Origin of the sequence: Natronococcus sp. CG52 (assembly GCF_023913515.1) — an archaeon.
GTDB lineage: Archaea > Halobacteriota > Halobacteria > Halobacteriales > Natrialbaceae > Natronococcus > Natronococcus zhouii.
Window position 1 is genome coordinate 1,573,940 of sequence record NZ_CP099391.1, and the last position, 16,477, is coordinate 1,590,416.

The 16,477-nt window shown below is 63.2% G+C and carries 15 protein-coding genes; 6 read left to right on the forward strand and 9 right to left on the reverse strand.

The window, feature by feature from the left end; all coding sequences use genetic code 11:
- The first annotated feature begins 35 nt into the window (after positions 1 to 35).
- Positions 36 to 734 (forward strand): 6-hydroxymethylpterin diphosphokinase MptE-like protein, encoded by a 699-nt coding sequence (locus tag NED97_RS08000; RefSeq protein ID WP_252490183.1) that lies wholly within the window; start codon positions 36 to 38, stop codon positions 732 to 734.
- 84 nt (positions 735 to 818) lie between these two features.
- Here NED97_RS08000 and NED97_RS08005 read toward each other — a convergent pair whose 3' ends face one another.
- Entirely contained in the window at positions 819 to 947 is a 129-nt protein-coding gene (locus tag NED97_RS08005) for a hypothetical protein (protein ID WP_345781233.1), read from the reverse strand.
- Positions 948 to 1,335: 388 nt separating this feature from the next.
- Between NED97_RS08005 and NED97_RS08010 the strand changes: the two genes are divergently transcribed.
- Positions 1,336 to 1,665, forward strand: coding sequence for a hypothetical protein (locus tag NED97_RS08010; RefSeq protein WP_252490185.1), 330 nt, complete (start codon positions 1,336 to 1,338; stop codon positions 1,663 to 1,665).
- Between the two features lie 193 nt (positions 1,666 to 1,858).
- On the opposite strand, the gene NED97_RS08015 is transcribed toward NED97_RS08010, so the two are convergent.
- Positions 1,859 to 2,863, reverse strand: coding sequence for a TIGR04024 family LLM class F420-dependent oxidoreductase (locus tag NED97_RS08015; protein ID WP_252490186.1), 1,005 nt, complete (start codon positions 2,861 to 2,863; stop codon positions 1,859 to 1,861).
- Positions 2,864 to 3,064: 201 nt separating this feature from the next.
- A complete protein-coding gene (locus NED97_RS08020) occupies positions 3,065 to 4,222 on the reverse strand; it encodes a tubulin/FtsZ family protein (RefSeq protein WP_252490187.1) in 1,158 nt (385 codons plus the stop codon).
- A gap of 343 nt (positions 4,223 to 4,565) precedes the next feature.
- Here NED97_RS08020 and NED97_RS08025 point away from each other — a divergent pair, with 343 nt between their 5' ends.
- The 3 genes from NED97_RS08025 to NED97_RS08035 all read left to right on the forward strand — a co-directional run bounded on the left by NED97_RS08025 (position 4,566) and on the right by NED97_RS08035 (position 7,803).
- Complete coding sequence (locus NED97_RS08025; RefSeq protein WP_252490188.1) at positions 4,566 to 6,311, forward strand: ABC transporter substrate-binding protein; 1,746 nt, start codon at positions 4,566 to 4,568, stop codon at positions 6,309 to 6,311.
- Positions 6,312 to 6,427: 116 nt separating this feature from the next.
- Positions 6,428 to 7,303, forward strand: a complete 876-nt coding sequence (locus NED97_RS08030) for a phosphatase PAP2 family protein (protein ID WP_252490189.1) — start codon at positions 6,428 to 6,430, stop codon at positions 7,301 to 7,303.
- A 188-nt stretch (positions 7,304 to 7,491) separates the two neighbouring features.
- Positions 7,492 to 7,803, forward strand: coding sequence for a HalOD1 output domain-containing protein (locus NED97_RS08035; protein ID WP_252490190.1), 312 nt, complete (start codon positions 7,492 to 7,494; stop codon positions 7,801 to 7,803).
- Positions 7,804 to 7,836: 33 nt separating this feature from the next.
- Here the strand turns inward: NED97_RS08035 and NED97_RS08040 are convergent, their stop codons facing one another.
- The 6 genes from NED97_RS08040 to trmB form a co-directional block, all read right to left on the reverse strand.
- Positions 7,837 to 8,904 (reverse strand): Gfo/Idh/MocA family protein, encoded by a 1,068-nt coding sequence (locus tag NED97_RS08040; protein ID WP_252490191.1) that lies wholly within the window; start codon positions 8,902 to 8,904, stop codon positions 7,837 to 7,839.
- A 185-nt stretch (positions 8,905 to 9,089) separates the two neighbouring features.
- Complete coding sequence (locus tag NED97_RS08045) at positions 9,090 to 10,277, reverse strand: ABC transporter ATP-binding protein (RefSeq protein WP_252490192.1); 1,188 nt, start codon at positions 10,275 to 10,277, stop codon at positions 9,090 to 9,092.
- Positions 10,278 to 10,328: 51 nt separating this feature from the next.
- Positions 10,329 to 11,414: a carbohydrate ABC transporter permease gene (locus tag NED97_RS08050; RefSeq protein WP_252490193.1), complete on the reverse strand. Its 1,086-nt coding sequence runs from the start codon at positions 11,412 to 11,414 to the stop codon at positions 10,329 to 10,331.
- Positions 11,414 to 12,442: a carbohydrate ABC transporter permease gene (locus NED97_RS08055; protein WP_252490194.1), complete on the reverse strand. Its 1,029-nt coding sequence runs from the start codon at positions 12,440 to 12,442 to the stop codon at positions 11,414 to 11,416. Before NED97_RS08055 ends, NED97_RS08050 begins: the two co-directional genes overlap by 1 nt.
- A complete protein-coding gene (locus tag NED97_RS08060) occupies positions 12,432 to 13,892 on the reverse strand; it encodes an extracellular solute-binding protein (RefSeq protein WP_252490195.1) in 1,461 nt (486 codons plus the stop codon). The genes NED97_RS08055 and NED97_RS08060 overlap by 11 nt, the downstream gene beginning before the upstream one ends.
- A gap of 375 nt (positions 13,893 to 14,267) precedes the next feature.
- Positions 14,268 to 15,335, reverse strand: coding sequence for an HTH-type sugar sensing transcriptional regulator TrmB (gene trmB, locus NED97_RS08065; RefSeq protein WP_252490196.1), 1,068 nt, complete (start codon positions 15,333 to 15,335; stop codon positions 14,268 to 14,270).
- A gap of 131 nt (positions 15,336 to 15,466) precedes the next feature.
- Between trmB and NED97_RS08070 the strand changes: the two genes are divergently transcribed.
- Positions 15,467 to 16,450: a mechanosensitive ion channel family protein gene (locus NED97_RS08070; protein WP_252490197.1), complete on the forward strand. Its 984-nt coding sequence runs from the start codon at positions 15,467 to 15,469 to the stop codon at positions 16,448 to 16,450.
- The last annotated feature ends 27 nt before the right edge of the window (positions 16,451 to 16,477 follow it).

Consider the following 16,477-nt stretch of genomic DNA (forward strand, 5'->3'; position numbering starts at 1 on the left):
CGCAGACACATAGTCACACGGAGACGAGCACGAGTATGGAGTTCGACGAGTGGGTGCCCGTCTACGACGCCATCTGCCGCGATTTCGGCTACGGACGAGAGGGCGACGAGCGAGCACGAGACGTCCTCGCATCGCTGACCGGGCCGTTCGACCTCGATCGACTCGCGGCCGTCCGCGGCGCGACGGTCGCCGTCGCGGGAGCCGGGCCGTCGCTCGAGACCGACGCCGCGATCGAGCGCGTCCGCGAGGTCGACGTCGTCTTCGCGGCCTCGACGGCGGCGGATACGCTCGCCGAAGCGGGACTCGACGTCGACTGTATGGTCACCGACCTCGACAAAAATCCCGACACCGTCCGCCGATTGACCGACCGGGAGACGCCGGTCGCGGTTCACGCTCACGGGGATAACGTGGCGGCGATCCGTACGATCGTCCCCGACTGCGCCGACGAGTACGTGCTCCCGACGACGCAGGCCGAACCGCGGGGACCCGTCTCGAACTTCGGTGGGTTCACCGACGGCGACCGGGCGGCCTTCCTCGCCGATCATCTCGGCGCCGCCCACCTCCGGTTCGTCGGCTGGGATTTCGACGATCCCTCGGTAGATTCGACGAAGGCTCGAAAGCTCGAGTGGGCCGAACGACTGCTGTACTGGCTCGAAGCGCGGCGCGGCGACCGTTTCGGGGTGCTGGACGGGCGACGGGACGGGATCGAAACGACGGCGCTTCCGATCGACTGACGTCCGCCGTGGGCTGTCCGTCGATACCGAGCGATCGTCCGGCTGTCGACGAATCGACGGGGTCGTCGCGGTTAGCGCTGCCGATCACTCGATCCGGTATTCGACGATGTCGTCACACTCACAGACCGGACAGGGGACGCGGGCGGACTCGACGGTCGTTCCGCAGCGGCGACACTCCTCGATGATCGTCGCGTTACCGTCACGAGACAGCACTGATTCGAGCCTCGCTCGCACGGTCGACACCGATACCGCTCCGTCGTTTTGCCGTTTGCCGTTCATGTCCCGACTATCGATCGTATCAGTGTTTGTTATTGTACGATTAACGTGAACGTCGTTCCTGAAACGGCGACTACAACGTCACACCGTGGATCCTCAGACGTAACCAAATCGACAGTATCGCGGGTGGTCGAGCGTCGGAGAAGGACGAACCGCCGCGTTGCAGTCGGAGAACACCCCTGTCGTCTTCCGATTCGAGACCGTCGTGCCGATCCGATTCGGTTGATGAATCGTTGCGATTTTCGGTTCGAAATACTGTATGTCAATCAATTCTACCATTAGTTCGACAAGAAAGCTTATGCCGGGATGCTCAACTTATGGAATTATGTCACAGGACACTTCGGTGCAGAACGAAACTGCTGGGGACGACCCCGATCGTCTTCCGAACCTCGTAACGATCGTCGGTCGTGGAGTCCCGTCGAACTTCGAAATCGCCGTCGACGGCGAGATCGAGATGATCGCCGACGATCCCGTCGCGGAGGGGACGGTCATCTCCGGCGGCGTCGCGGAGGGTGCGATCGAGGTTGGGGTCCAGCGATTCCGATTCTCCGGTCAGATGGCGAACGTTCACGTCGTCGACTGGAACGGAACGGAGATAGCCGACTCACCCAGTACGCCGGAAGTTCACGTCGATTACGGCGTCGTCACCCGCTAACTGTTTTCGCGAGTATCGGTTGCGTCCTGAATACGCCCCGCCCCTGCATCGGGTGTCTCTCACCCGGCACGTGGTCGGCTCCGGTACTGACAGTTCCATCTCGTACGCTATACCGCGTTCGCTGTCCGCTCGCCGGATTGCGGGTCGACTCGTCCCTCGAGTCGATCGGTCACGGACCGACGCGCGATCGCGTTCATTCGTCCGGCGCGAGTTCCTCGATCGTCGCTTCGATCTCGTCGCTCGAGGCGCCGCGAGGGAAGCCGATCGCGACGTCGTCGACGCCGTCGATGTCCTCGAACTTCGCTAGCTCCTCGCGGGCGCGCTCCGGCGTCCCGGCGGCGCCGAGATCGTCGAGCAACTCGTCGGAGATACAGTCGAGCGCCTCCTCCGTCTCGCCGCTCGCCCACGCGGCGGCGATCTCGTTGGCTTCCTCCTCGTAGCCCTGCCGCGAGAGCGATTCCCGGTAGTAGGTCCCCATCGCGCCGACGTAGAACGCGAGGTGCTGGCGGGTAAGCTCTCGGGCCCGGTCGCCGTCCTCGAGCGCGCACGCGGTCAGCGAGAGCGTCACGCGGACGTCGTCGGGGCGGCGATCGCCGAGTTCCATCCCGCGACGGAGGTCCTCGAGTCGGTCGGCGAGTCCGTCCGGGGTGAAGACGACCGCGTGCCAGCCGTCGGCGAACCGGCCCGCGAGTTCGACGGACTTCGGTCCCATCCCCGCAGCGTCGATGGGGACCGGTTCCGTCGGTGGATCACAGCGAAGCCGAAAGCCGGCCAGTGAGAAGATATCCCCGTCGTAGTTCACGGTCTCGCCGCTCATTACCGCGCGCATGATCTCGAGGTACTCCCGGGTGCGACGGAGCGGCCGGTCGAACTCGACGCCGTGCCATCCCTCGATGACGGCGGGGCCGCTCGAGGCGATCGCCATCCGCAGTCGGCCGTCGGCGACCTCTTGGAGGGTCGTGGCGGTCTGGCCGAGCAGCGCCGGCGACCGCGAGTAGACGTTGACGATACTCGGCCCGAGCCCGATCTCGTCGGTCTCGCGGGCGATCTCGGTCAGAACGGTGACCGCGTCGCGACCCCAGGTCTCGGGTAACCAGGCGTAATCGTAGCCGTGGCTCTCGCCGAGGCGCGCGAAATTGACGAGCGAATCGACGGATGGCTGTGCTGCGACCGGAAGGTGAAGGCTTCGTACTGTCATAGATTGGATTCTACCGGATCGGACGCCGTTCGGTCGGCCCGGTCTCGCACGGCCGGCGACGACCGTTCGCGCCGGTCGGCTCCCACGACCGTGTGAAACGTTCCCGTCCGGAAATACACAATCAACTCTCTTAATGTTGACTACTGCTCGCGGCTCTCGGCGCACCGTTCGAAAACTGGAGCGAAACCGGACGACGACCGTTCAGAATAGCGCGTCGAGTTCGCCGCCCGTGTCCATCAGGGTGGCGAACTCGTCCTGCGCGTTCGCCCGAACCGTTTCGGTGGTTTCCTGGGCTTCGATCGCGACCTCCTGGAGTTGCTGGATGCGCGGGACGTCGGTTACCCCCGAGAGGAGGACGATCGCTCCGACCTCCTCCCGGTCCGTCGTCGGGTAGTCGCCGCCGCGGATCTCCATGCTTCCCGTCTCGTCCTCGAGCCACTGTCGACCGCGCTCGACGCCCTTCCGGTTCAGGTGTTCGGGCGGTCCGGTCGCGACGACCAGTCCGCGCTCGGCACTCGAGACGTCACAGGGGAGGGTGAGCCGACCGAGCGTCGCCTTCCGGACCAGGCTCGTCATCCGGTTCGTCGCTTCACCCTCGTCGAACCCGTCGTCGCTGGTGAACGACGAGAGCAGGCCGCTCGAGGTATCGACGGTCTCGCTCGCGTACCCGATCGTCGAGATGCCGTCCGAGAGCGTGTTGATTATCTCGGAGGAGTCGACGACGCTCTCGGCGACGTGATCGTCGTGGCCGACCTCGCCGGCGGCGAATAGCAGTCCGAACCGCTCGACGATCTCTCGGTTGATCCGGTCGTAGCCGCCCTCGACGGACTCGCCGGCGCTTCGCCAGACGTCGTTGTCGAAGACGAGCAGGTTGTCGACCTCGCGGACGAACGTCCGGAACGAACGGGCCGCGTTGAGCGTGTAGATGCCGCCCTCGTCGGTCCCCGGGAGGACGCCCAGCCCGTAGACCGGTTCGGTGTAGATCCGCTTCAGGTGTTTCGCGAGGACGGGCGCCCCGCCGGAGCCGGTACCGCCGCCCATGCCGGCGACGATGAGGAAGGCGTCGATCTCGTGTACCGGAACCCGGTCGATCGCCCCCTGGATCTCGTCGATGTCCTCCTCGGTGACGTGAGCGCCGAGTTCGTTGTCCGCACCGACGCCGTGACCTTTCACGCGGGCCTGCCCGATGAGTACCCGGTTCTGCTGCGGGACGTGCTCGAGGCCCTGCAGATCCGCGGTCGCCGAGTTGACCGCGATCGCCGATTCCACGAAGCCGCCGTCGATCCTGCTGTCGAACGCGAGGAACTCGTCGACGACCTTTCCGCCTGCCTGACCGAAGCCGATGAGTGCGAGTTTCATAGCTGATTCTCGTGGCCGTTTCCCACCCGCCACGGATCGAACGGATCGACCGGTCGGGAAACGGGTTCCACGTGCGGAGCAATTCCGGAATAGGGTATTGTTATGGCCGATTTACCATCGAGTAAAGAGTGTCTTCTTTACGTGAAAGTAAAGAAAAATGACTCTGCTGTAACGATGATAGACAGACACCTCGATCGGAGACGTCGTTCGCGAGTGGTCGCATCGAGCTGAGATCGCCGGTGTCAGCTGGGATCTCGAGGGAGATGGGGGGCCGAAACGCCGTTTTTCGAGTTGTCGCTTCCAGAGTAAGTCCTATACACGGTGATGGCATAGCTGCTCGTATATGGACGACGTCGGTGCGTCGACGACGCGTCGGAGGGTACTCGCCGGGGCGACTACCGGGATCGCCGGTGCGCTCGCCGGGTGTGCGGAGAACCTCTGGTCACGGGCCGAAAACCCCGGCCCGGAGCAGGTTTCTCTCACCATCAAGGCAGTGCCCGCCGACGACGACGTCGTCGGCGCGAAGATCGCGAGTAAACTGCGAGAGAACTTTCAGAAGGCCGGAATCGACGCGACGTTCGAGCCGACGGCCAAGGCGGAACTCTACCGGGAGGTCCTCCTCGACGGCGAGTACGACGTCTTCATCGACAGGTGTGCCGAATTCGACGAGTACGACTGCCTTCGCGGGCTGCTCCACTCGCAGTACGTCAGTGAACGCGGCTGGCAGAACCCGTTTCACTTCTCCGACGTAACCGTCGACGAACTGCTCGAGTCACAGCTTACGACCGAGGGAGAAGAGCGCGAGCAGTCGCTCTCCGAACTATTCGATCACCTGACGGAGACGGTTCCGTACACCGCCGTCGCGTTCCCCCACCGAATCGGCGCCGCACGGAACGAACTCTCCGTCCCCGCACCGCCGCAAGAGCCGCTCGACTACGTCGAGATCATGTCCCGGGAACCCGACGGAGGCTCCCGGGACGGACCGCTCGAGGTCGGCGTCTTCGGCGAGCAACTCACCGACCGGCTGAATCCGATCGTCGTCGATCGCAACAGGATCTTCGGGCTGTTGGAACTGGTGTACTCGCCGCTGGTCTACCGAATCGACGACGAAGATATCCTGTGGCTCGCCGACGACATCGAGTGGGAGTCGGGTAGTCGACTCGGTGCGACGGTCACGTTGCACGATAACGTGACCTGGCACGACGGATCGTCACTCGACGCCGACGACGTCGCCTTCACGTACCAGTTCCTCGAGGATACGTCGCTGGGCGAGGCCGAAAGCGGTATCCCCGCACCACAGTACCGGGGCCAGCAGAGTCTCGTCGAGAACGTTGCCGCGATCGACGATCGAACGGTCGAGTTCACCTTCGGAACCGTCAACCGGTCTATCGCGAACCGGGCGCTCCGAATCCCGCTGTTGCCAGAACACATCTGGGAGCCTCGCTCGGCCATCGTCGGAGAGCGCCAGACAGAGGCGCTCGTCGACGACAACGAGGAACCGATCGGCTCGGGCCTGTTCGCAGTCGGTGACATCACCGACGATGCCGAGATCGAACTCGAGCCCTTCGACGATCACGTCTTCCGTGACGAGTCGACCGATCGGCCTTCGATCCTCGATGATTTCCCACAGTTCGAGGGGATCCGGTTCCAGATCGCGCCGAACGCCGGCACGCTCGTCGACCTCCTCGCCGAGGGAGAGGTCGATCTCACGGGCAGTCCGCTCCCGGCGGACGAAATCAACGCGGTCCTCGAGAACCCGGATCTCTCCGCGCTCACCGAACCGACCGACGAGTTCTACATGGTCGGCTACAACGGCCACCACCAGGAACTCGGCAATCCCAACGTTCGCCGAATCCTCTCCCGGCTGATCGATCGCGAACACGCCGTCGACGAACTGTTTTCCGGCTTTGCGGAGCCGGCGCGAACGCAGGGCTCGCTGTTCGGGATCAGAGACACCGAACTGGCGGACGACGAGGACACGATGATCACGAACTTCCCCGGTTCGGACGGCGAAGTCGACTCGAGTCGGGCCCGAACTCTCTTCGAGGAGGAAGGATACGGCTACGAGGACGGCGTCTTGCTCGAGTAGCCGGCGATAGCGCGCTCTCCGGAGCGGGACGGACGTCGATTCGCGTCTTCGTAACCGCGACGCGGCGGTGAGTCAACCGGACCGTATTAATGCCTTCCGAGCAGTATGTACCATATATGACGCTGCTCGACGTCGTCCTCGAGCTCACGATCGTCGTGACGGCGATGCTCGTCACGGCGACGCTCGTGCTCGTCGGACCGCAGCGGATCGCGGCTGCACTCCGCGGCTATCGGTGGCGGCTCGAGGCGTGTCTGCTCTCGATCGCCGCGCTCGGAGTCGTGTTAGCTCTCCGGCTGTCGACGCGAGACGTGGTCCGGCGGCTCGAGTGGCGCGTGGTCGGACACAACATCACGAACGACCTCTTCGCGCTGGAACAACAGCTCTTCGGCGAGACACCCGTCGCGATCCTCCAGTCCGCCCAGACCGAGGTGCTCACCTCGTTTTTCGTCTTCGTCTACATCTACGGCTACGCGTTCTTGCTCCTGTTCCCGATCATCGCCTACTTCGCGCTCGACGAGATGGACGAACTCTCCACGCTGATCCTCGCCTTTGCGGCCAACTACGGGATCGGACTGCTCTGTTACGTCCTCTTTATCGCCTACGGGCCGCGAAACTTCGATCCGATGCAGTTCGAGGGGCTGCTCTATAACGCCTTCCCCCAGGCGCGAAGCCTCACCAACCAGGTCAACCAGAACACGAACGTGTTCCCGTCGCTGCACACGTCGCTGTCGATGACGGTGTTCTTCGCCGCCTGGCTGACCCGCGATCGGTATCCGCTGTGGGTTCCGCTCTCCGGTTTTCTCGCGATCAGCGTCGCGATCTCGACGATGTACCTCGGCATCCACTGGTTCTCGGACGTCGTCGCGGGAACCCTGCTCGCGCTGGTTAGCGTCCACATCGGCGCCAGCTACACCGTCGAAGGGTTCGTCGCGACGGGGCGACAGTACCTCGGCCGGCGATTCGACGGGCTCGGAAAACCGGGTAGCGAGTGAGGGTGGCGCCGCAACCAGCCGTCGATCCGTCGTGTGACGCGGTTCGTCGGCACGCGGGAGGTTTCACACACCCCCGCGTTCGACCTCGGTAACCGGCCTCTTCAGCACGTATTCGGCCCGTACCGGCCGTTTGTCACGGTACCACAATGACCACTATCCTTATCGGTGGCAACCTGTTAGCTACTCGTATGACCTCTCCACACGATACGTCGGCGCCCGGAGGAGAGGAGAAACCGACGCAGTCGATCATCGAGGGAGTCGCTCGTCACGAGGGCGTCGACGTAACGGAGGTCGAACCACCCGCGTACGAACCGCTTTACACCGTTGTAAATCCCGAAGCGCTCGACACCCTGTTTCGAACCGCAACCGGTTCCGACACGGCCAACGCGCGCGTTTCGCTCGAGTACGCGGGGTACGATATCACCGTCTACGGCGACGGACGCGTCGACGTCGCGGATCCGTCGACCGGGGAGGTCGTTCCCGACCACGTCGAGGAGTAATCGGGATCGACCGAAAACGACGCTGCGACTGTTTTACTCGGTAATTTCGATCGTTCGACCCTCGTCGCTCGAGCGATAGATCGCGTCGATCACCCGCTGGACGGCGAGCGCCTGTTCGACGCTGGCGTCACTGCTCTTGCCGGTCGCGACCGCGTCGAAGAACGCCCGCTGCTCCGCGCTGTGGGTGTCGTTCTGGTGGGTTTCGATCGACGTATCTTCGAGGTGGTCGGGGCCGACGTTGCTCGCGGAGTGAACGGAGAGGTTTCCATCGAGGAGGTCGAACAGCGCGGCCGACTCGGTCCCGCGAACGACGAACTCGTTGTTCTCCGGCCGGTTCGTCGCCCAGGCGACCTCGAGCGAGATCGTTCGGTCGTCGGTCGTCCGAATGAACGCGCTCGCCGAATCGTCGACGTCGAAGCCGGCCGGCCCCGCGTCGTCCCCCCACATATCGAGATACGCGTACTCCTCTCGGGAGCCGAACTCGCCGCGTGTGACGCCGTTTACCTCCGACACGGAGGGGTAGTCGAGCAAGTAGAGCGCGAGGTCGATGGCGTGAACGCCGAGATCGATGAGGGCGCCCCCGCCGGCGATCTTGCGTCGCGTGAACCACGAACCGCGACCCGGAATTCCGCGGCGGCGGACGTAGTTCGCCTCGACGTGCGAAACGTCTCCGAGATCACCCTGATCGATCCGGTTTTTGACGATCTGGACCGTATTCGCGAACCGGTTGTTGAACCCCACCATACAGTACCCGTCACTCTCGGCTGCAGCACTGGCGATCCGCTCGGCGCTCTCGAGGGAGTGTGCCAGCGGTTTCTCGAGGAGAACGTTCAGATTGCGGTCGAAGGCGTCGACGGCGTACTCTTCGTGGTACTTGTTCGGGGTGGTGATGACGACGGCGTCGACCGTGTCGTACAGTTCCTGGTGGTCGTCGTAGACGTCGACGTCGTACCGGCGGGCAAAGCGCGTGCGTGCTTCGGCGGCGACGTCCATCCCACCGACGAGCGAGACGTCGAGGTCGCGAAGGCGCTCGGCGTGATACCGGCCGATGTTCCCGAGCCCAACAATACCGGTTTTGATGTCAGTTCGTGGTGTTGTCATTGGCGTCGTGTTCCGAGGAGTGGTCGTAATTCGGTACGTCGATTCGAGCGCGACGGGTTCATTCTCGGTTTCGTATTGGACTTCCTTTGCTCCGTCGTTTGTTCACCGCGATCCCGGCCGCAGAACGGCCGTTTCACTGGCTAGTCGACGGCTATTTCGAGCACAAAAGACGGACCGAGATCGGGCTAGTCTTCGGCTTCGGTCGGGGTCGTTCCGGGTTCGGATCCCGGGAGATCCACGATCCCGTGAACGAGCGCGTTTCCGTCCGCCGTATCGAAGAGGTGGATGTTCGACCGGTCGAGCACTACGTCGACCGTTTCTCCCTCACGGATGTCGGTGTCGGGGCTAACGCTCATCAAGAGCTGATCCGGAGACTCCATCGGATCTTCCTCCATCGTCCGCTCTGCCCCCTCGTCGAGCATGAGATAGACGAAGATCTCGTCGCCCATCGGCTCGAGGACGTCCGTCGTCACCTCGATGGGACTCGTCGGATGCGTAATCGCGTCGGCCTTCCTCGCGAGATGAATGTCCTCCGGCCGGACCCCGAGCGTGAGGGTGTCGCCGGTGCCCGCACCGGGAACCGCTGCGTGGTCGAACTCGATGTCGAAGTTCTTCGTCTCGAGTCCGCCGTCGACGACCTCTCCCTGGGCGAAGTTCATCGACGGCGACCCGATAAAGCCTGCGACGAACAGGTTGGCGGGCTCGTTGTAGCAGACGAGTGGCGGATCGATCTGCTGGAGTTCGCCGCCGTCGAGGACGGCGATCCGATCGGACATGGTCATCGCCTCGGCCTGGTCGTGGGTGACGTAGATGATCGTCGTCCCCAGTTCGCGGTGGAGCCGCTGGAGTTCGGTCCGCATGTGGACGCGCAGCTTCGCGTCCAGGTTCGCCAGCGGCTCGTCCATCAGGAAGACGTCCGGGTTGCGGACGATCGCGCGGGCGATCGCGACGCGCTGGCGCTGACCGCCGGACATCTCGTCGGGCATCCGGTCTAACATTCCCTCGAGCTGAACGATGTCGGACGCCTGTTCGACGCGTCGCTCGATCTCCTCGTCGTCGTACTTGCGCAGTCGGAGACCGAACGAGATGTTGTCGAAGACGTCCATGTGCGGGAACAACGCGATGTTCTGGAAGACCATCGCGACGCCGCGGTCCTTGGGAGCGAGGTTCGTGACGTCGTCGTCTCCGATGTAAACGTGCCCCTCCGAGGGCTGGGTCAGCCCCGCGATGGTCTCCATCGTCGTCGACTTCCCACACCCCGAGGGGCCGACGAGACAGACGAACTCCCCGTCCTCGATCTCGAGGTTCATGTCGTCGACCGCGACGACGTCTTCGTAGCGCTTCGTGACGTGTTCGAGTTGTACTCGTGCCATTGTTGTAGATTGGGTGGATCGGTTTGGATCGGATTGGTGGTTCGTATCGGATTACTCCTTGAGCGCGCCTGCGGTGAGTCCGCTGACGATCTTTTCCTGGGCCACGATCACGAGGATCGCGACCGGAAGGACACCGATGATGCTCGAGGCAGCCATCAGGTGGAACAGGATCTCGTACTGTCCCTGGTAGCCGAGGATACCTTCGAGCAGTGGCGCCCAGTTCTCCGGTTGGCCGTCGGTCATCAGAAACGAGAAGAAGAACTCGTTGTAGACCGCGATGAACGTCAACACGCCGGCAGTCGCGACGCCGGGTGCCGACAGCGGAATGATGACCCGAAACAGCGCGCCCAGGCGGGTCGTTCCCTCGACCCGGGCGGCGTCCTCGAGGCCGTCGGGAATCTGCGCGTAGAACGTCGTGAGGATGAAGATCGAGAGCGGCATGAAGATCGCCGAGATCGGGATCACCATCGCACCCGGCGTGTTGTAGAGGGTCCCGTCGCTCATGATGGGTTCGAGCATCGCGACCGGCGTGTTGAACAGGTCGTTTAGCGGGATGAAAAACGCCGCCGGCGGGAAGAACGACACGACCAGCACGAGCAGCATCAGCGGCGTCTTCCCGGGGAACTCGAGCCGGCCGAACGCGTAGCCCGCGAGGCTGGCGACGACCAGCACGAGGATCGTGGAGGCCGTCGCGATGACGAAGCTGTTGAACATGTACCAGTGGAACGGCAGCACCTCGAACACCTCGATGAAGGCGCCGGGGTTGAACCCGTTCGGCGTGAACACGATATCCTGCAGCTGTCCTTCGGGGGTCAACGCGACCATCAGCAGCCAGTAGAACGGGAACAGCGTCGTGAACAGGAAGAATATCGCCGCGACGTAGAACATCGCTTTGTAGACGCGCTGGGGGTTCTGAATGGAGCTCTCGACCCATCGCGAGAACGGTCCGCGCTCGAGTTCGGCCTCTTCGGTACCCCCGAGCGTTGCGCCTCCGTCGGCGACCTTGGTGTGCGGTCGACCGCCGTCCGGAAGACGGCGATTCGAATCCCCGCTGTATCCCTCGGAGCTGGCGTCTTCGCCGGTAGCTTCGGCGTCGGTGCCTCCGTGCGGAGTCGTGTCGTTATCGTTGGATTTCATCAGTAGAGACCAGCCTCCCTGTCGCGGAAGAGGACGATGTACACCATGATGAACAGGCCGATGACCAGCGCCGTCAGGAACGCCACGGCTGCGGCCGTTCCGAAGATGCGGGTGCCGCCGAACATCGCCTCGACGACCATACACGTCAGCGACGGGACGGTCGTACAGCCGACGCTCGACTCGATCAGTCCGTACACGCGCATCGCGTCCATCGTACGGAACAGCATCGCAACGAGCAGCGCCGGCATGATAAGCGGCAGCGTGATCATCTTGAACCGCTGCCAGGGCGAGGCGCCGGACACTCGAGCCACGTCGTACAGGCTCCGGTCGACGCTCTGGAGCCCGGCGAGGATCAACAGCGCCATGAACGCCGTCGACTTCCAGATGTCGGCGACGAGGACGATGATGAACGCGTCCTGACTGTCAGCGAGCGGGTTGGGACCGAAGAGACCGAGCCACTGCATCAGGTCCGTCCCGAAGCCGACCTCCGGCTGGAACATTAGGAAGAAGATCATCCCCTGGATGACGATCGGGACGGCCCAGGGCAGGATGATCGCGACTCGCACCCAGCGCCGGCCGCGGAACTCCTGATCGAGGATGAGCGCCTGGCCGAAGCCGAAGACCGTCTCGAAGAAGACGCTGATGATGGCGAACCCGAGCGTGACGAACAGCGCCTGCTGCAGGAACGGGACGCCGAATTCGACGAACGGGAACGACGTCGATAGCGTCACGTCCATAAACTGCTGGGCCAGCCTGACGTCGCCCGTGAGTACGTCGACGTAGTTCTCGAGTCCGACAAAGCCGCCGAGCGTCTCGCCGCCGCGTGTCCGGTCTTCCCGAAGCGACATGACGAACGTCCTGAGGAGCGGGTAGAACGCGATGAACCCGAGCAACAGGAACGACGGGATCAACAGGAGGTACGCGTAGGCCGCCTCGCTGAGGCTCTCCATCCAGTTGACGACGGCGTTGCCCGTCCGCTCCTGATCGGGCGTTTCCCCGCCGATTCCGGTGTCGGTATCAGTTGCCATCTTGCTCCCTCACGTCTGCTTCGCTCAGTTCGAGCCGTTCCTGCAGGTCGTTCATCGCCTCTTCGGGGGACTTCACGCCCCGATAGGCTCTGTTCACTTCCTGGTAGATGTGCGCCGACTGCTCCGGCCAGACGTCGGTCACCGGCCGAGGAACGGCGTTTTCGCCGGCGATCTGGATTGTTTCGGCGTAATGTGCGACCGGGCCGCTCTCCTCGGGATCGACTTCTTCGAGCAGTTCGACGATCGGCGGTATCCAGCCCTGGATTTCGAAGATCGTGAGCATGACCTCCTCGGTCGCGAACGCGTCCATCACCTGGATCGCTTCCTCTTCGTTCTCGGCATCCGGGTTCAGGGTGAAGTGCCAGCCGCCGAGGGCGGATGCGGTGCCCCCGAGTCCGTCGTACTCGGATTCTCCCTCGTCGACGCCGTACGGCATCGGCATCATCCCGATATCGTCGCCCATCCCTTCCTCGTGAGCGATCGCGATCGAGTACGGCCAGTTTCGGTGCATCACGGTGTTCCCGTTCGCGAAGGGGCCGCGAGCCTCCTCCTCGGTGTACTGGACGATCGCCGTCGGGGCGATCTGCTCGTAGCCGTCGAGGGCGTACTCGTCCTCGTCGCCACGGATGAACGTGCGCATCATTCGGATGGCCTCGAGGACGGGTTCCTCGTCGACCGTGACCGGGCGGTCTCCGGCCTCGAACAGGTTGTCAATTCCGCCGAAGTACGCGCCGCCGAAGGTACTCATCACCTCGTTGAAACTACAGCACGAGAGTCCCTCGTACGCGGCCCCCTGCGTGGTGAAACCGAAGTCAACGCCGGACTGATCTCGGACGTCGGCCGTGATTTCGGAAAACTCCTGCCAGGAGAGCGGTTCGGTGGCCCAGTCGCCGGTATCGTACCCCGCTTCCTCGGCGAGGTCCTGCCGGTACTGCATCGTCCCGAAGTCGGGAAACAGCGGTAGCGCGTGTAAATCTCCGGTATCCGGGTGACGTGCGGTCTCGACCGCCGCGTCGAGGTAGTCGTTGTCGATCATACTGACGGTGTCACTCGAGAGTCGATCCTCGAGGTTGACCGTCTGTTCGCGCAGGATGAACGGGATCGTCCACCCGCTGTCCATCATGAACAGGTCCGGCTGGGAGCGCCCTGCTTGCAGCGCGGATTGTGCGGCGGATCTACGCTGCTCGGTTTCGTCCGGTCCGGTGCGAACCTCGACGGTGATGTCCTCGTCGAGGCCGGCGTCCCAAAGTGCCTGGTGTAACTCTCCGTCAGGGGCCATAAGCCCCTGAAAGTCGGTGTCGCCGTAGGCGACGACCGATCCTTCTTCCGCCCCCCTACCGAGACACCCTGCCAGACCGATCGATCCAGCGCCAGCCACCGAGGCCGCAGCGACGAACGACCTCCGAGATACACCGACACCAGTCTTCTGTGCTGTCCTATCTCGATCCATCTTTCCTTGCAGAATACTTTCAGGGGCTTAATTCTTAGCCTTTAAATATCATAATAACGGGAATGTGTTGACAAACGATCCATATAATCCGGGAATACTTGCTTATCTACCCAAACGATTGTAATATCCGCTGTTAGGTAGGAGTACGCTGATCCGGGGCTGGCGAGTGGTCTATAGACGAGCGCTAGCGTGCCGCCCGGACCGGGCCAGGATTTCGTCGTCACTGGCTATCTCAGAGACCAATCGACGCGTACCGACCCACAGACGGCCCGCGACACGAGTCTCGGGTGCGAACTTCCGCGGGACGCGTTCCCCGAATCGACCGTTGGCGACTACGATGTGGGTTGGACGCGATCCAGTAGCATCACGCTTCACTCATCGATCTTCGAGGACCGGCGACCTGTGACGACCGATGTGAATCTCGTGGGCCTCGACGTCCTCGAGTGCGGCAACCCGACCGCCGACGGTAACCTCCGTTTCCTCTTCCGTCTCGAGGGTGATCGCGGCAACCTCCTCGCTCACCTCGAAGGAGACGTCGATGATGCGCCCGCGAACGACCCGTTGTCCACCGACGGCGACGTCTCGTCCGACGATCGTCGCGTAGAACTCGCCGCCCTCTTCGATGATATCCTTCACGCAGCGGCGGATCGACGCGTACTTTCGGGGATAGTTTCGGGGATCGCTGTCTTCGCCGAGCGTTCGCTCGGCGGTCGTCCAGAGGACGGTCCCGAAGAACCCGGAGACCAGAAAGCCGAGCGCCGATCGGTTGAAAATGACGCCGTACCGATCTTTGTCGTCCCGGAGCGCGTCCTGGGTCGCGTAGACGGAGTAGTTCCCGTCGGCGACGGCGACTACCGGGGTCGTGATTCCGCGTCGCGCACGCGTCGTCGTCGCGACCGACGTGTAATCGAAGTCGTCGGGTTCCGGCGCCTCGCCCGCCGGCGTAACGATCAGGTCGATGCTCACGCCGCTGTCGAGTGCGGCCGCGAGTTCGTCCTCGAATCGGGTGAGCAGGTCCGGCGTCAGCGAGAGGGAGAGTTCGTACTCGGCGTCGTTGATAATCTCCTCGAGGTAGCGCAGAATCGTCGATCGGGACTTGACGAGCGAGACGGCCTCCGTCTCCCGGGCCGGCGCCGTGTACCGAGCCTCGAGTTCGTCGATCATCTCCTCGAGCGAGTGCTGGACCTCGTCGAAGGCGTCGGCGGGATCGATCGCGACCACCTTCATCGGCCGGGATTCGCGGAGTTCGACCAGACCGCGATCGCTGAGACTGCGGACGGTGTCGTAGACTCGCGGCTGCGGAATATCGGTCCGGTCCGCGATCTCGCTCGCGGTCAGTTGTCCCTGCTCGAGGACGGTCAGATAGGCGTCGATCTCGTACTCGCCGAGGTTGAACCGGTCCCCGACGTGCTCGACCGTCGAGCGAAGTTCGTCTGGTGCCATACCTGTTCGCAGTATTCCAACGGGTAAATGATTTATTCTGACTCGAGTAGCATCCTGTTTCGAAACAGGGTTATCGCTCGGGGAGCGAGACGGTCAGAACCCTTAACCACGACGGCCATGAGTGTGTTGCCATGCTGCAGGTGACGGAGGAAACGGAGATCGAGGGCACTATCGATATTCTTCCGAGCCTCGATTCCGAGTTCGCGGTCCAACTCGTTCTCGCCGCGCTCGTCCTCGTAATCGGCTGGTACCTCTCGAAACTCGTCGTTCGCATCACCGGTCGGACGATCGCGCGTCGAATCGAACGACCGAGCGTCACGCGGACGGCCCTGCGCGGCGTCAGAGCGTCCGTACTGGTGCTGACGCTCGTGGTCGTCGCCCGAATCCTCGGCGTCGGTGACACGCAGATTCTCCTCTCGGTGACCGTCATCTCCGCCGTGATCGCGGTCGTCCTCGCGCCGCTGGTCGGGAGTTTCATCAACGGACTGTTCGTCCTCGCCGACCGACCGTACGAGATCGGCGACATGATCGAGGTCACGGACGAGGGTCACAAGGGATTCGTCGAGGACATCACGATCCGATACACCAAGATCTTCACCCTCCACAACACGTTCATCGTCATCCCGAACTCCGAGATCCAGCAGCGAGACGTGATCAACTACTCCGCCGAGGACGAACGCACGCGAATCTCCCTGGAGTTCGAAGTTACCTACGAGAGCGACCTCGAGTCGGCTCGAAGCCTGGCCGAGCGCGCGGCCCGGTCCGTCGACGTCGTCATCACGGGCGGCCCCGATATTCGGATCGGAAGCGCTCGGTACGGGGCCGCACCGGCCTGTATCATTCAGGAGTACGGCGATAACGGCGTCATGCTGGAACTGTTCTTCTGGGTCCAGCATCCGTACAAGCAGGCCGTTGCCCGCTCGGCCGTGCAGACGGCTATCTGGGAGCGGTTCGCGGACGCCGACGTCGAGTTCGCCTATCCGCACCGTCACCACGTCTTCAACGAACACAGCGGCATCGCACAGATGGCGTTCGACGAGCCCCGTCCGGATCGGTCGAGCGTTGACTCGTCGGTCGATCCGGTCGAGGGTCCCACCGATCGCGGCGATCAGTAGTGAACGCGGAGGAGAACGGAGTGGAGT

What these genes read in the sequence shown, in the direction of transcription:
- NED97_RS08070 (WP_252490197.1), top strand. Translation starts at nt 15,467, where the DNA reads ATGCTGCAGGTGACGGAGGAAACGGAGATCGAGGGCACTATCGATATT.
- NED97_RS08035 (WP_252490190.1), top strand. Translation starts at nt 7,492, where the DNA reads ATGACCTCTCCACACGATACGTCGGCGCCCGGAGGAGAGGAGAAACCG.
- NED97_RS08000 (WP_252490183.1), top strand. Translation starts at nt 36, where the DNA reads ATGGAGTTCGACGAGTGGGTGCCCGTCTACGACGCCATCTGCCGCGAT.
- NED97_RS08055 (WP_252490194.1), bottom strand. Translation starts at nt 12,442, where the DNA reads ATGGCAACTGATACCGACACCGGAATCGGCGGGGAAACGCCCGATCAG.
- NED97_RS08025 (WP_252490188.1), top strand. Translation starts at nt 4,566, where the DNA reads ATGGACGACGTCGGTGCGTCGACGACGCGTCGGAGGGTACTCGCCGGG.
- NED97_RS08045 (WP_252490192.1), bottom strand. Translation starts at nt 10,277, where the DNA reads ATGGCACGAGTACAACTCGAACACGTCACGAAGCGCTACGAAGACGTC.
- trmB (WP_252490196.1), bottom strand. Translation starts at nt 15,335, where the DNA reads ATGGCACCAGACGAACTTCGCTCGACGGTCGAGCACGTCGGGGACCGG.
- NED97_RS08015 (WP_252490186.1), bottom strand. Translation starts at nt 2,863, where the DNA reads ATGACAGTACGAAGCCTTCACCTTCCGGTCGCAGCACAGCCATCCGTC.
- NED97_RS08020 (WP_252490187.1), bottom strand. Translation starts at nt 4,222, where the DNA reads ATGAAACTCGCACTCATCGGCTTCGGTCAGGCAGGCGGAAAGGTCGTC.
- NED97_RS08030 (WP_252490189.1), top strand. Translation starts at nt 6,428, where the DNA reads ATGACGCTGCTCGACGTCGTCCTCGAGCTCACGATCGTCGTGACGGCG.
- NED97_RS08010 (WP_252490185.1), top strand. Translation starts at nt 1,336, where the DNA reads ATGTCACAGGACACTTCGGTGCAGAACGAAACTGCTGGGGACGACCCC.
- NED97_RS08050 (WP_252490193.1), bottom strand. Translation starts at nt 11,414, where the DNA reads ATGAAATCCAACGATAACGACACGACTCCGCACGGAGGCACCGACGCC.
- NED97_RS08040 (WP_252490191.1), bottom strand. Translation starts at nt 8,904, where the DNA reads ATGACAACACCACGAACTGACATCAAAACCGGTATTGTTGGGCTCGGG.
- NED97_RS08060 (WP_252490195.1), bottom strand. Translation starts at nt 13,892, where the DNA reads ATGGATCGAGATAGGACAGCACAGAAGACTGGTGTCGGTGTATCTCGG.